At 67.3% G+C, this 14,437-nt stretch carries 9 protein-coding genes; 5 read left to right on the top strand and 4 right to left on the bottom strand.

Annotation, left to right across the window (positions count from 1 at the left end):
* Positions 1–10: 10 nt before the first annotated feature.
* From waaC to glnE, 4 genes are all read right to left on the bottom strand, one after another.
* A complete protein-coding gene (gene waaC, locus ACUTAF_RS18540; RefSeq protein ID WP_445581344.1) occupies positions 11–1,012 on the bottom strand; it encodes a lipopolysaccharide heptosyltransferase I in 1,002 nt (333 codons plus the stop codon).
* Positions 1,012–2,046: a lipopolysaccharide heptosyltransferase II gene (waaF, locus tag ACUTAF_RS18545; protein WP_445581345.1), complete on the bottom strand. Its 1,035-nt coding sequence runs from the start codon at positions 2,044–2,046 to the stop codon at positions 1,012–1,014. The genes waaC and waaF overlap by 1 nt, the downstream gene beginning before the upstream one ends.
* Before the next feature lie 61 nt (positions 2,047–2,107).
* Entirely contained in the window at positions 2,108–3,031 is a 924-nt protein-coding gene (locus tag ACUTAF_RS18550; RefSeq protein ID WP_445581346.1) for a branched-chain amino acid transaminase, read from the bottom strand.
* A gap of 60 nt (positions 3,032–3,091) precedes the next feature.
* Positions 3,092–6,031, bottom strand: a complete 2,940-nt coding sequence (glnE, locus tag ACUTAF_RS18555) for a bifunctional [glutamate--ammonia ligase]-adenylyl-L-tyrosine phosphorylase/[glutamate--ammonia-ligase] adenylyltransferase (protein ID WP_445581347.1) — start codon at positions 6,029–6,031, stop codon at positions 3,092–3,094.
* A 271-nt stretch (positions 6,032–6,302) separates the two neighbouring features.
* Between glnE and aceE the strand changes: the two genes are divergently transcribed.
* From aceE to ACUTAF_RS18580, 5 genes are all read left to right on the top strand, one after another.
* A complete protein-coding gene (gene aceE / locus ACUTAF_RS18560) occupies positions 6,303–8,948 on the top strand; it encodes a pyruvate dehydrogenase (acetyl-transferring), homodimeric type (RefSeq protein ID WP_445581348.1) in 2,646 nt (881 codons plus the stop codon).
* 11 nt (positions 8,949–8,959) lie between these two features.
* On the top strand, positions 8,960–10,921 hold the full coding sequence (aceF, locus tag ACUTAF_RS18565) for a dihydrolipoyllysine-residue acetyltransferase (RefSeq protein WP_445581349.1): 1,962 nt from the start codon (positions 8,960–8,962) through the stop codon (positions 10,919–10,921).
* Between the two features lie 316 nt (positions 10,922–11,237).
* A complete protein-coding gene (locus ACUTAF_RS18570) occupies positions 11,238–13,427 on the top strand; it encodes a putative bifunctional diguanylate cyclase/phosphodiesterase (RefSeq protein ID WP_445581350.1) in 2,190 nt (729 codons plus the stop codon).
* A gap of 51 nt (positions 13,428–13,478) precedes the next feature.
* Positions 13,479–14,138 (top strand): peptide-methionine (S)-S-oxide reductase MsrA, encoded by a 660-nt coding sequence (gene msrA / locus ACUTAF_RS18575; protein WP_445581351.1) that lies wholly within the window; start codon positions 13,479–13,481, stop codon positions 14,136–14,138.
* 15 nt (positions 14,139–14,153) lie between these two features.
* On the top strand, positions 14,154–14,402 hold the full coding sequence (locus tag ACUTAF_RS18580) for a putative motility protein (protein WP_445581352.1): 249 nt from the start codon (positions 14,154–14,156) through the stop codon (positions 14,400–14,402).
* Positions 14,403–14,437: the final 35 nt, after the last annotated feature.

Here is a 14,437-nt window from a genome sequence, read left to right on the forward strand (position 1 = left end):
CATGACGGCATCAGAGGGTCTCCGGCGCCAGCAACAGCGCCTCCAGTTCGGTACCCACGCGCTCGGCATCCAGGCCGTCGAAACAGGGGGTATGGCGATCACCGCTGCCGGCGCCGGGGCCGCTGGCGCACAGGTGAATCTGGCTGCGGCCGTAGGCGCCGACCTTGCCCGGCAACGTCGGGCCGTATAGCGAGATGCTCGGCACATCCAGCGCCGCGGCCAAATGGCCGAGGCCGGTGTCCACCGCCACGCAGGCGCTGGCGCCGGCGATCACCTTGGCCACCCCGGCCAGGTTCAGCTTCGGCAGCACGGCGGCATGGCTGAGACCGGCGACGATGCGCTCGGCGCGCGCCTTTTCCGCCTCGTTGCTCCAGGGCAGGCGCACCGCCCAGCCGAGGGCGTCCATGCGTTCGGTCAGGGCGCGCCAGTCGGCCTCCGGCCAGTGCTTGCTGGCCCAGGTGGTGCCGTGCAGGAACAGCAGATAGGGCTGCGCCGCGCCGTCCGCCATCGCCGCGCGATTCAGCCCGTAATCGCCGGAGCCGGCCGGCAGCGGGTAATCCAGCGCCTGGGCGAACAGCTGGCGCACCCGCTCCAGCGCGTGCTGATCCTTGGCCACCGCGTAACGGCGGTCGTAGAAGCGGCTGGCCAGCGGCTCGCGCGCCGAATCGCGATCCAGCCCGGCCACCGGCGCCTTGACGTAGCGGGTCAGCCAGGCGCTTTTCAGCAGGCCCTGGGCGTCGATCACCAGGTCGTAGCGGGTCTCGTCCAGGCGCTGTCTGAAGCGTTTCCACTCGCCGCTGCGCCAGGTGCGCAGCGGGTGCTGGCGCCAGCGGCGAATCGCCACCGGGATCACCTGCGCCACCGCCGGGTGCCAGGCGGGAATCTCGGCGAAGCCCTCCTCCACCACCCAGTCGAACTGGATGCCGGGTATCGCCCGCGCCGCATCGGTGAGCGCCGGCAGGGTATGCACCACGTCGCCGAGCGACGAGGTCTTGACGATCAGCACCCGCACTATTGGACCTCGACCGGATCACCCACCAGGCGATCGAGAGCCTCGATCACCGGACGCGGCTTGAGCTCGCGCAGGCAGTTGTAATGGCCGAAACGGCAGGTACGGTCGAAGCAGGGGCTGCAGTCCAGGCCCAGGCGGACGATCTCGATCCGGTCGGCCAAGGGCGGGGTGAAGCCCGGCGAGGTGGAGCCGTAGACCGCCACCAGTGGCCGGTTCAGCGCCGCCGCCACGTGCATCAGCCCGGAATCGTTGGACACCACGGCAGTGGCCGCCGACATCAGGTCGATGGCCTCGGCCAGGCTGGTCTCGCCGGCCAGGTTGACCGCCTCCTCGCGCAGCCCCGGGATCAGGCGCATGCGTATATCCTCGCCGCCGGGGTGGTCGTTCTTCGAACCGAACAGCCACACCTGCCAGCCGGCGCGGATCTTCATCTCGGCGACCTTGGCGTAGTGCTCGGCCGGCCAGCGCTTGGCCTCGCCGAACTCGGCGCCAGGACACAGCGCCAGCACCGGGCGATCCAGCTGCAGGCCGAACTTGGCCAGCGCGGCGTCGCGGCTGGACTCATCTATCTGCAAACGCGGCTGCGGATAGGGCCGGGGAATCTCGGCACCTTCTTCATAGGCGAGCGCCATAAAGCGCTCGATCATCAGCGGATAGCGGTCCTTGTCCAGCGTGCGGATATCGTTGAGCAGGCCGTAGCGCAGCTCGCCCTTCCAGCCGGTGCGCTGGGGGATACCGGCGAACCAGGGCACCAGGGCGGATTTCAGCGAGTTGGGCAGCAGGATCGCCTGGTCGTACTGGCCGGCCAGCGACTTGCCGATGCGCCGGCGGGTGGCCAGCTCGAGCACGCCATGGCCCAGCGGCAGGCTCAGCGCGGCGCGCACCTCGGGCATGCGCTCGAGGATCGGCCGGCTCCAGTCGGGCGCCAGCACGTCGATCTCGCAGTCGGGATGGCGCCGTTTCAGACACTGGAACAGGGTCTGCGCCATCACCATGTCACCGACCCAACTGGGGCCAACGATAAGTATCTTCATTGTTTATCCAGAAACGACCGGGGAGGCTCTCGCGCCTCCCCGTCATGCCCTTGACGACCGGTTATTTAACCAGAGTACGCCACTCGGCGTGGGCGCTGGTCTTGCCGGTGACCAGGTCGAAGTAGGCCTTCTGCAGCTTCTCGGTGACCGGGCCGCGGCGGCCGATGCCGATCTGCCGGCCGTCGACTTCGCGGATCGGCGTGACTTCGGCGGCGGTGCCGGTGAAGAAGGCCTCGTCGGCGATGTACACCTCGTCGCGAGTGATGCGCTTTTCCACCACCTTGATGCCCAGCTCGCCGGCCAGGGTCAGGATGGTGCTGCGGGTGATGCCGTTGAGGCAGGAAGTGACTTCCGGGGTGTACACCACGCCGTCCTTGACCAGGAAGATGTTCTCGCCGGAACCCTCGGCCACGTAGCCTTCCGGGTCCAGCAGCATGGCCTCGTCGGCGCCGCCGGAGATGGCTTCCTGCAGGGCCAGCATCGAGTTGATGTAGTTGCCGTTGGCCTTGGCGCGGGTCATGGAGATGTTGACGTGGTGGCGGGTGTAGGAGCTGGTGCGCACCTTGATGCCGTTGACCAGCGCTTCTTCGCCCATATAGGCGCCCCAGTGCCAGGCCGCGACGATCACGTGCACCTTCAGACCGGAGGCGCGCAGGCCCATGCCCTCGCTGCCGAAGAACACCATCGGGCGCAGGTAGGCGCTTTCCAGGCCGTTCTCGCGCACCGCGGCGCGCTGCGCCTCGTTGATCTCTTCCTTGCTGAAGGGGATCTGCATGTTGAAGATGTGCGCCGAGTCGAACAGGCGGTCGGTGTGTGCCTGCAGGCGGAAGATCGCGGTGCCGTCCGGGGTGTTGTAGGCACGCACGCCTTCGAACACGCCCATGCCGTAGTGCAGGGTGTGGGTCAGCACATGGGTGGTGGCCTCGCGCCACGGCACCAGTTCGCCGTCGTACCAGATCACGCCATCACGGTCGGACATCGACATCTTGCCTGCTCCTCAATTCGCTTCTCGATTCGATCATGCTCGGGGCCTTGCCCCCCGTATTCAGCTCAGTTCCAGTTGCCGCCAGAGGCGCATCACCGCGCGGCGCTCGTCCTGGAACTGATCGCCCGGCACCACCCCGGGCTGCTTCTGCAGCGCCTGGCGGTGGGCGGCCGAGCGGTAAACCTTGTAGACCTCGCGCAGCAGACCGGCATCCTCGGCGGACATCAGACCGACCCGCTCCAGCCCTTCGAGGATGCGGATGTTGTCGGTGAATTCGAGGAGTTGCGGGTGTTGCCACGACCAGGCCAGGGCCGCGTATTGCACCATAAATTCGATATCGACGATACCACCGGCATCCTGCTTCAGATCGAAGGAAGTCGCGGCCTCGAAGGCGTTTGCCGCGGTACCGGCGGCGGTGGCACGGGTACCAAGGTTGTCGCGCATCTTCGCCCGCATCTCGCTGACCTCGGTGCGCAGCGCGGCGATGTCGCGCCGGCGGCCGAGCACCTCGCCGCGCACCCGGGCGAATTCGCCGGCCAGGCGCGGGCAGCCCACCAGCACCCGCGCGCGCACCAGCGCCTGGTGCTCCCAGGTCCAGGCCTCGCTGTCCTGATAGCGCTGGAAGGCACCGAGCGAGCTGACCAGCAGCCCCGCCGCCCCCGAAGGCCGCAGGCGCATGTCCACCTCGTACAGCGCGCCGGAGGTGGTCTGGGTGGTCAGCAGGTGGATGATACGCTGGCCCAGGCGGGTGAAGAACTGCGCGCCGTCGATGGGCTTGGCGCCGTCGGTCTCGGCCTGCGGGTCGCCGTCGTGGATAAACACCAAATCGAGATCGGAACCGTGGCCGAACTCCAGGCCGCCGACCTTGCCGTAACCGACGATGATGAAGTCCGGGTCGCAGAAGCTGCCGTCGGCGCGCCGCGGCCGCCCGTGGCGCTGCACCGTGTGCTGCCAGGCCAGCGCCAGCACCTGGTCGAGAATGGCCTCGGCCAGCCAGGTCAGATAGTCCGAGACCTTCATCAAAGGCAATGTGCCGGCGATCTCCGAAGCCGCCACGCGCAGGCTGTGGGCCAGCTTGAAGTGACGCAGCGCCTCCATCTGCTGCTCCAGGTCGTCCTCGGGAATGCGGATCAGCCGCTCGCGCAGCTCCGCGGCCAGCTCCGGCGCCAGCGGCGGGTGATACAGCCGCCCCTCGTTGAGCAGCTCGTCGAGTAGTAGCGGGAAGCGCGCGATCTGCTCGGCGATCCACGGGCTGGCCGCGCACAGGGTAATCAGCCGCTGCAGGGCGCCGGGGTTCTCGGTCAGCAACACCAGATAGGCCGAGCGTCGCGCGACCTTTTCCACCAGCGGCAGCACCCGTTCCAGCACCAGGTCCGGCGCCTCGTGCTCCACGGTCTGCGCCAGCAGGCGCGGCACGAAGGCATCCAGGCGCTCGCGACCGAGGCGCTGCATGGCGCGCACCTGCGGACCATTGCGCAGGTCACCGAGGCGCTTGAGCGCAGTGGCCGGCTCGGCAAATCCCGCCTCCTGCAGCTGGCGACAGGCGCCCTCCTCGTCCAGCGCCTCCTCCCACAGCGGCAGCCATTCGGCGCCGACGCAGGTCTCGCCGGCCGTCTCGTCCTCGTCGGGATCGGCGATCACCTGCTGGAAATGCCACTCGATGCGTGCGCGCCAGTGCATTAGGCGCTCATGAAAACTCGCCCAGTCGGCGAAGCCCATGATCGCCGCCACCCGCGCCTGGTCGCGCGCGTCGGCCGGCAGCATCTGCGTCTGCCGATCACCGATGCCCTGCAGGGCGTGCTCGGTGTAGCGCAGAAATGCGTAGCCCTCGCGCATCTCCGCGACCACCGCAGGCGGCAGGTAGCCCTGGCCTTCCAGGGTCGCCAGCACCTTGAGCAGCGGCCGCTGCTGCAGGCTGAGGTCGCGCCCGCCGTGAATCAGCTGGAAGGCCTGGGCGATGAACTCGATCTCGCGGATGCCGCCGGCACCGAGCTTGATGTTCTCGCTCATGCCCTTGCGCCGCACCTCCTGCTGGATCAGCAGCTTCATCGCGCGCAGCGCCTCGATGGCGGAGAAATCCAGGTAACGCCGATAGACGAAGGGCCGCAGCATCTCCAGCAGTTCGGCGCCTGCGGCCTGGTCGCCGCCGACCACGCGCGCCTTGATCATGGCGTAGCGCTCCCAGTCGCGGCCCTGGTCCTGGTAGTACTGCTCCAGCGCGCTGAAGCTGAATACCAGCGCGCCACTCGAACCATAGGGGCGCAGGCGCATGTCGGTGCGGAAGACGAAGCCGTCGACGGTGATGGCATCCAGGGCTTTTATGAGTTTTTGCCCCAGGCGGATAAAGAACTCCTGGTTGTCCAGCGGCCGCTTGACCCCCTCGGTCTCGCCGCCTTCCGGATAGCCGAAGATCAGATCGATGTCCGAGGACAGGTTGAGCTCATGGGCGCCGAGCTTGCCCATACCGAGGATCACCATGTGCTGCGCCTGGCCGCTGCGCCGGCCGATCGGCGTGCCGAACTGCGCGCAGTGGCGCGGGTAGAGCCAGTGGTAGGCCAGGTCGATGCAGGCGTCGGCGAGGTCGGAGAGGTCGCGGCAGATTTCGCTCAGCGGCGCCTGGCGGCCGATGTCACGCCAGATGATGCGCAGCTGCTGGCGGTTGCGGAAACGCCGCAGGCAACGCCCCAGCGCCTCCTCGTCGGCGCAATCGGCCAATTGCACCTCCAACTGCTGACGCAGCTCGCCCGGCGCCAGGCTGCGTTCCAGCTCGCCGGAGTCGCCCAGGGCGAGGAACATCGCCGGATCGCGCACCGCCTGCTCGGCGACGAAATCGCTGAGCGCCGCGACCCGCCGCCAGGTCTCGCGCCGCGCCTGCGGCCAGGCCGCCAGTAGCTCGCCCAGCCCCTCGCGCTCGGCCAGCGCCGTCAGCAACGACTGCTCGGCACGCTCTGCCAGGGGGATCAGGGAGGGGGGTAACTCGACCGGCAACGGCAGGCTCATGGTCTATCCTTTTGGCGGGCTGCCAGGCGCTCGTCGGGATCGCTCGAAATCCCGCCCCTGCAAGGCGCGCGCGACCAGCAGTACCGCGGATTGTAGTTTTACTACGAAAGAATTGTATCCAGAGGGCTGAATCCGCCGTCGAAATGTAGTAAAACTACAAGCGGCCGGTCCTACCCCCGGTAAATCCAAGAACTTCAACTCGCCCGCCCACAAAGCCGGCGAGACTCAACTGGCCTCCGATTCTGGAAGCCTTTCCGCCCTGGAGCAAGCCATGCAAGACCTCGATCCGATCGAAACCCAGGAATGGCTGGACGCCCTTGAATCCGTCCTCGACCGTGAGGGTGAAGACCGTGCCCATTACCTGATGACCCGTATGGGCGAGTTGGCCACCCGCAGCGGTGCGCAACTGCCCTACGCGATCACCACGCCGTACCGCAACACCATCCCGGTGACGCACGAAGCGCGCATGCCGGGCGACCTGTTCATGGAACGCCGTATCCGCTCCCTGGTGCGCTGGAACGCGCTGGCCATGGTGATGCGCACCAACCTGGACGACCCGGATCTGGGCGGTCACATTTCCAGCTTCGCCTCCAGCGCAACGCTGTACGACATCGGCTTCAACTACTTCTTCCAGGCCCCGACCGACGAACACGGCGGCGACCTGGTGTTCTATCAGGGCCACGCCAGCCCCGGCGTCTACGCCCGCGCCTTCATGGAAGGGCGCATCAGCGAAGACCAGATGCAGAACTTCCGCCGCGAGGTGGACGGCAAGGGCCTGCCCTCCTACCCGCACCCCTGGCTGATGCCGGACTTCTGGCAGTTCCCCACCGTATCCATGGGCCTCGGCCCGATCCAGGCGATCTACCAGGCGCGCTTCATGAAGTACCTGGAAAGCCGCGGCTTCATCCCCGCCGGCAAGCAGAAGGTCTGGTGCTTCATGGGCGACGGCGAGTGCGACGAGCCGGAATCCCTCGGCGCCATCTCCCTGGCCGGCCGCGAGAAGCTGGACAACCTGATCTTCGTCATCAACTGCAACCTGCAGCGCCTCGACGGCCCGGTTCGCGGCAACGGCAAGATCATCCAGGAACTCGAAGGCGTGTTCCGCGGCGCCCAGTGGAACGTCAACAAGGTGGTCTGGGGCCGTTTCTGGGACCCGCTGTTCGCCAAGGACAAGAACGGCGCCCTGCAGCGCCGCATGGACGAGGTGGTCGACGGCGAGTACCAGAACTACAAGGCCAAGGACGGTGCCTACGTCCGCCAGCACTTCTTCAACAGCCCGGAGCTGCAGGACATGGTCAAGGACCTGTCCGACGAGGAAATCTGGAAGCTCAACCGCGGCGGCCACGACCCGTACAAGGTCTATGCGGCCTACCACCAGGCGGTCAACCACAGCGGCCAGCCGACCGTGATCCTGGCCAAGACCATCAAGGGCTACGGCACCGGTGCCGGCGAGGCGAAGAACACCGCGCACAACACCAAGAAGGTCGACGTCGACAGCCTGCGCCAGTTCCGCGACCGCTTCGACATCCCGGTCAAGGACGAGGAGCTGGAGAAGCTGCCGTTCGTCAAGCCGGAGCCGGGCAGCCCCGAGTACAAGTACCTGCACGAGCGCCGCGCCGCCCTCGGCGGTTTCGTGCCGCAGCGCCGGGCCAACAGCTTCAGCATCCCGACCCCGCCGCTGGATACCCTCAAGGCCATCCTCGACGGCTCGGGCGACCGCGAAATCTCCACCACCATGGCCTTCGTGCGCATCCTCGCGCAGCTGGTCAAGGACAAGGAGCTGGGTAGCCGCATCGTCCCGATCATCCCGGACGAAGCCCGTACCTTCGGCATGGAAGGCATGTTCCGCCAGCTCGGCATCTACTCCTCGGTCGGCCAGCTGTACGAGCCGGTGGATAAAGACCAGGTGATGTTCTACCGCGAGGACAAGAAGGGTCAGATCCTCGAGGAAGGCATCAACGAAGCCGGCGCCATGAGCTCCTTCATCGCCGCCGGTACCTCGTACTCCTGCCACAACCAGCCGATGCTGCCGTTCTACATCTTCTACTCGATGTTCGGCTTCCAGCGTATCGGCGACCTCGCCTGGGCGGCCGGCGACAGCCGCACCCGCGGCTTCCTGATCGGCGGCACCGCCGGGCGGACCACGCTCAACGGCGAAGGCCTGCAGCACGAGGACGGCCACAGCCACATCATGGCTGCGACCATCCCCAACTGCCGCACCTACGACCCGACCTACGGCTACGAACTGGCGGTGATCATCCGCGAGGGTACCCGGCAGATGATCGAGGAGCAGCAGAACGTCTTCTACTACATCACCGTGATGAACGAGTCCTACCAGCAGCCGGCCATGCCGCAGGGCGCCGAGGAAGGCATCATCAAGGGCATGTACCTGCTCGAGGAAGACAAGAAGGAAGCCGCGCATCACGTGCAGCTGCTGGGCTCCGGCACCATCCTGCGCGAAGTGCGCGAGGCGGCGAAGATCCTGCGCGACGAGTTCAACATCGGCGCCGACGTGTGGAGCGTCACCAGCTTCAACGAGCTGCGCCGCGACGGCCTGGCCGTGGAGCGCAGCAACCGCCTGCACCCGGGGCAGAAGCCCAAGCGCAGCTACATCGAGCAGTGCCTGAGCGGACGCAAGGGCCCGGTGGTGGCCAGCACCGACTACATGAAGCTGTTCGCCGAGCAGGTGCGCCAGTGGGTACCGAGCAAGGAATACAAGGTGCTCGGCACCGACGGCTTCGGTCGCAGCGACAGCCGCAAGAAGCTGCGCCACTTCTTCGAGGTGGATCGTCACTGGGTCGTGCTCGCCGCCCTGGAAGCCCTGGTGGACCGTGGCGAGATCGAAGCCAAGGTGCTGGCCGACGCCATCGCCAAGTTCGGCATCGATCCCGATAAAGCCAACCCCCTGGACTGCTAAGGAGCGTAGCGATGAGTGAGTTGATTCGCGTACCCGACCTCGGCGGTGAAGGCGAGGTGATTGAACTGCTGGTCAAGGTCGGCGACCGTATCGAAGCCGACCAGAGCGTGCTGACCCTGGAGTCCGACAAGGCCTCCATGGAAGTGCCCTCGCCCAAGGCCGGCGTAATCAAGGAACTGAAAGTCAAGATCGGCGACCGCCTCAAGGAAGGCGACGAGCTGCTGGTGCTGGAAGTCGAAGGCGCCGCCGCAGCCGCACCGGCCCCGGCTGCCGCAGCGCCCGTGGCTGCCCCGGCAGCCGCCGCTGCAGCTCCTGCTGCAGCTCCTGCTGCCGCGCCGGCCGCCAGCGTCAGCAGCGTGCAGGACGTGCACGTGCCGGATATCGGCTCCAGCGCCAAGGGCAAGGTCATCGAGATCATGGTCAAGGCCGGCGACCGCATCGAAGCCGACCAGAGCCTGCTGACCCTGGAGTCCGACAAGGCCTCCATGGAGATCCCCGCGCCGGCCGCAGGCGTGGTGGAGCAGGTGCTGGTCAAGCTGGATGACGAGATCGGCACCGGCGACCTGATCCTCAAGCTGCGTACCGAAGGCGCTGCCCCGGCCGCTGCTCCCGCGCCAGCGGCCGCCCCGGCCGCCGCTCCTGCTCCCGCCGCCGCGCCGACTGGCAGCAGCGTGCAGGACGTGCACGTGCCGGATATCGGTTCCAGCGCCAAGGGCAAGGTCATCGAACTGATGGTCAAGGCCGGCGACAACATCGAGGCCGACCAGAGCCTGCTGACCCTTGAGTCCGACAAGGCCTCCATGGAAATCCCCTCGCCGGCCGCCGGCGTGGTGGAAGAAGTGCTGGTCAAGCTGGACGACGAACTCGGCACCGGCGACCTGATCCTCCGCCTCAAGGTAGCGGGGGCCGCACCGGCTGCCGCACCGGCCCAGGCCAGCCAGGAAGTGCACCGCGTACCGGAAGGCGCCGCGCCGCAAGTGGCCGCCGAAGTGCGCGCCATCGCCTCGCTGTCGGCCGCAGCCGCCGCCGCGGCTGCCGCCCCCAAACGCGATGGCACCAGGGTGCATGCCGGCCCCGCCGTGCGCATGACCGCCCGCGATTTCGGCGTCGATCTGGCCGACATCGCCGGCAGCGGCCCGAAGGGGCGCATCCTCAAGGAAGACGTGCAGGCCTACGTCAAGGCCATGATGCAGAAGGCCAAGGCCGCACCCGAAGCGGGCGCAGCCAGCGGTGGTGCCGGCATCCCGCCGATTCCCGTCGTGGACTTCAGCAAGTTCGGTGAAATCGAAGAAGTGCCGATGACCCGCCTGATGCAGGTCGGCGCCGCCAACCTGCACCGCAGCTGGCTCAACGTGCCGCACGTGACCCAGTTCGAGTCGGCCGACATCACCGAGCTGGAAGCCTTCCGCGTGGCGCAGAAGGCCGTGGCCGAGAAGGCCGGGGTCAAGCTGACCGTGCTACCGCTGCTGCTCAAGGCCTGCGCCCATCTGCTCCAGGAGCTGCCGGACTTCAACAGTTCGCTGGCGCCGAGCGGCAAGGCGATCATCCGCAAGAAGTACGTGCACATCGGCTTCGCCGTGGACACTCCGGATGGCCTGCTGGTGCCGGTGATCAAGAACGTCGACCAGAAGAGTCTGCTGCAGCTGGCCGGCGAAGCCGCCGTGCTGGCGGAGAAGGCACGCAGCAAGAAGCTCGCGGCCGACGATATGCAGGGCGCCTGCTTCACCATCTCCAGCCTCGGCCACATTGGCGGCACCGGCTTCACGCCGATCGTCAACGCGCCGGAAGTGGCGATCCTCGGCGTCAGCAAGGCCAGCATGCAACCGGTGTGGGACGGCAAGGCCTTCCAGCCGCGCCTGATGCTGCCGCTGTCGCTGTCCTATGACCACCGGGTGATCAACGGCGCCGCCGCCGCACGCTTCACCCAGCGCCTGTCGCAGCTGTTGGCGGATATCCGCACCCTGCTGCTGTAAGGCGCCGTACCACCTTTCGAGCACGCCACGCTCGTATCCTCGACCCCGCCCAGCCAGGCGGGGTTTTTTTTGACTTGGCCCCGTGCCTGCCCAAGGCAATGCAGCGGCAGGGTGAGCGCGCAAGCCGCATAGGGTGTTCCGCCGGTGCCATCAGTTTCCTTGTCAGCATCGATGGCATGATGCACCCTTGCCCCACGCTAACGAAGTAGGCCCGAGCCCTGACCTCCGTCCCAGCCGCTGCCACTCCCGGGCACAGCGGCCCGGTACCGAGAACGGACACCTCGCCCGGTCAGCAAACTGGAAGCCCGCCGCCCCGATGAAAAGCCATCCCGATGCCGGCCCCCGTCCGGCAGCCGAGGTCGTCACGCAGTTGCCAGTGCCCTCGCGGCTCGGCATGTTGCGTTTCGAACGCTTGAACGAGCCGAGCTGGGCCCTGCTGTTTCTCGATCCGGCCTGCGAGCGCCAGCTCGGCATCAGCGCCAGCGACCTGTGCGCCCTGGTCGACGCCCCCTACGCCAGCCTGATGGAACCCGAGGCGCGCTACCGCCTGCACGATGCCATCCAGCAGCAGTTGCTGCAGGGCGTCCACTACCTGGTGCGCTACCGCCTGCATACGCCGCAGGGCGCGCTCGACATGCTGGAGCTGGGCGAGGCCTTCAAGCAGCACAACCGTCAACTGCTGCGCGGCTACCTGCTGGTGGCGGACGCCAGCCTGAGCCAGCACGCCCCGCGCAGCTGGCGGCCCGACGAGATCGCCTTCGCCGGCGAGCTGGCCGAGCAGGTGCTGGTCGGCCAGCAGCAGCGCAGCGCCACCCAAGCCCTGCATCTGTTCCGTCGCGCAGTGGAACAGAGCGCCAGCGCCTTCCTGCTGGTCGACCGCGACGGCCGCGTGGAATACGTCAACCCCAGCTTCACCGCCATCACCCTCTACAGCAGCGACGAGGTCTGCGGCCGGCGCCTGGCCGAGTTGCCGGCGCTGGTCAACCTCAGCGACCTGCTGTTCGACGCCCGTTCCAGCCTGGCCGAGCACAACAGCTGGCAGGGCGAGTTCCGCAGCCGGCGCAAGAACCAGGAGCCCTACTGGGGCCATCTGTCGATCTCCAAGGTGTATGGCGACGACGGCGCGCTGACCCACTACATCGGCATCTACGAGGACATCACCGAGGCCAAGCAGGCCCAGCAGCGCATCGAGCGCCTGGCCTATACCGACAACCTGACCAACCTGGGCAACCGCCTGGCCTTCATCCGCAGCCTCGAGGAGCGCTTCGCCCGCAGCCCGCAGCAGCCACCGGGCCTGTTGCTGGTGGACATCGACAACTTCAAGCGGATCAACGACAGCCTCGGCCACCAGACCGGCGACAAGCTGCTCGCGGCCCTGGCCAGGCGCCTGCGCAACAGCCTCGGCGCGCAAGGCAGCCTGGCGCGCTTCGCCAGCAACGAGTTCGCCATCCTGCTCGACAACAACGACCAGGAGGCCGGCCAGCGCGTCGCCCAGCTGGTGCTGCAGACCCTGGACAAGCCGCTGTTCGTCGACAACCAGCTGATCAGCATCACCGGCTCCCTCGGCCTGGCCCTCGCCCCGCAGCACGGCGACGACCCGCAGACCCTGATGAAGCACGCCGGCCTCGCCCTGCACAAGGCCAAGGCCAACGGCAAGCACCAGGTGCAGCTGTTCACCGAGGCGCTCAACGCCGAGGCCAACTACAAGCTGTTCGTCGAGAACAACCTGCGTCGCGCCCTGACCCAGAACGAGCTGGAGGTGTTCTACCAGCCCAAGCTGTGCCTCAAGAGCGGACAGTTGCAGGGCATGGAGGCGCTGCTGCGCTGGCAGCATCCGGAGAAGGGCATGATCCGTCCCGACCAGTTCATCGGCGTGGCCGAGGAAACCGGGCTGATCATCCCGATCGGCAAATGGGTGGTGCGCCAGGCCTGCCGCATGAGCAGGCAGATCGCCGCCATCGGCCTGGGCGAGTTGCAGGTGGCGATCAACCTGTCGCCCAAGCAGTTCTCCGACCCGGATCTGGTCGGCTCCATCGCCGCCATCCTGCACGAGGAGCAACTCGACCCCAGGCTGCTGGAACTGGAGCTGACCGAGAGCCTGCTGCTGGAGGCCACCGAGGACACCCGTCACCAGCTCGGCCGCCTGAAAAGCCTGGGCCTGACCCTGGCCATGGACGACTTCGGCACCGGTTACTCCTCGCTCAGCTACCTGAAGAAATTCCCCATCGACGTGATCAAGATCGATCGCAGCTTCATCAAGGACATCCCCGGCGATCAGGACGACATGGAGATCACCTCGGCGGTGATCGCCATGGCGCACAATCTCAAGCTCAAGGTGGTAGCCGAGGGCATCGAGACCGCCGCCCAGCTCGGCTTCCTCCGTCGCCAGCAATGCGACGTCGGCCAGGGCTACCTGTTCGACCGGCCGATTCCCGGCCGCGAGCTGATCGACAGCCTGCGCCGCTACCCCTGCCGGCCGAGCGTCGCGGCCGACCAACGGGCGTAATGCGGGCGCACCCCGCGCAGTCCACTGCTTGCCCACTTCCAGGAGATCATCATGGCTTTGCGTTCCCAGATCCTCGTCCACAGGCTCGAACTGCCCAGCGCCGAGCAGGCCCTGCCCGGTCGCGCCGAGCGCATGGCGGTGCCCGAGCGCCATCAGGTCAACGGCAACCCGCTGCAGCCGCCCTTCCCCGCCGGGCTCGAACAGGCGGTATTCGGCCTCGGCTGCTTCTGGGGCGCCGAGCGGCGTTTCTGGCAGCAGCCAGGCGTATTCAGCACCGCGGTGGGCTATGCCGGCGGCCATACGCCGAACCCGACCTACGAGGAAACCTGCTCCGGCCTGACCGGCCACACCGAGGTGGTGCTGGTAGTGTTCGACCCGCGGCAGACCAGCTTCGAGGCCCTGCTCAAGGTGTTCTGGGAGGCGCACGACCCGACCCAGGGCATGCGCCAGGGCAACGACCGCGGCAGCCAGTATCGCTCGGCGATCTACTGCCAGAACGACGCCCAGCTGAGCGCCGCCCGCGCCAGCCAGGCGCGCTTCCAGGCCGAGCTGGACAAGGCCGGCCTGGGCGCCATCACCACCGAGATCCGCGAGGCGCCACCGTTCTACTACGCCGAGGCCTATCACCAGCAGTACCTGGCGAAGAACCCGAACGGTTATTGCGGCCTGGGCGGAACAGGGGTATGCCTGCCGCCTGAATCCCAGGCCTGAAGGCGGACGATCGGCGTGGAACTCGGCAGCATCGCCAACCGGGTATCCACACAGGCATCTGCGCAGCGCTCCGCGCAGATGTCGCTTGTGCTGCCGCGCAAGACGCTGGAGCTGCAAGCGCTCCATATCACGGGGCCGGCCGGTGCAGTCGGCTGCGCCAATCAGGGCGCCGAGCGATCCGCCGCATCCGGGCAACAGCATCGATGTAACGGCCTGATACGCCCCGCCGAAGTACGGGTACCCGTCGGGCATCTGCCGGACTAAACTGCCGGCAAATAGCCATCAAGCTGCGAACCCGG

This window comes from Pseudomonas sp. SP16.1, assembly GCF_052682975.1.

Bases quoted from the DNA above. Each gene is read 5' to 3' on its own strand.
- aceF (WP_445581349.1), top strand. From the start codon at position 8,960: ATGAGTGAGTTGATTCGCGTACCCGACCTCGGCGGTGAAGGCGAGGTG.
- msrA (WP_445581351.1), top strand. From the start codon at position 13,479: ATGGCTTTGCGTTCCCAGATCCTCGTCCACAGGCTCGAACTGCCCAGC.
- ACUTAF_RS18570 (WP_445581350.1), top strand. From the start codon at position 11,238: ATGAAAAGCCATCCCGATGCCGGCCCCCGTCCGGCAGCCGAGGTCGTC.
- waaF (WP_445581345.1), bottom strand. From the start codon at position 2,046: ATGAAGATACTTATCGTTGGCCCCAGTTGGGTCGGTGACATGGTGATG.
- aceE (WP_445581348.1), top strand. From the start codon at position 6,303: ATGCAAGACCTCGATCCGATCGAAACCCAGGAATGGCTGGACGCCCTT.
- glnE (WP_445581347.1), bottom strand. From the start codon at position 6,031: ATGAGCCTGCCGTTGCCGGTCGAGTTACCCCCCTCCCTGATCCCCCTG.
- ACUTAF_RS18550 (WP_445581346.1), bottom strand. From the start codon at position 3,031: ATGTCGATGTCCGACCGTGATGGCGTGATCTGGTACGACGGCGAACTG.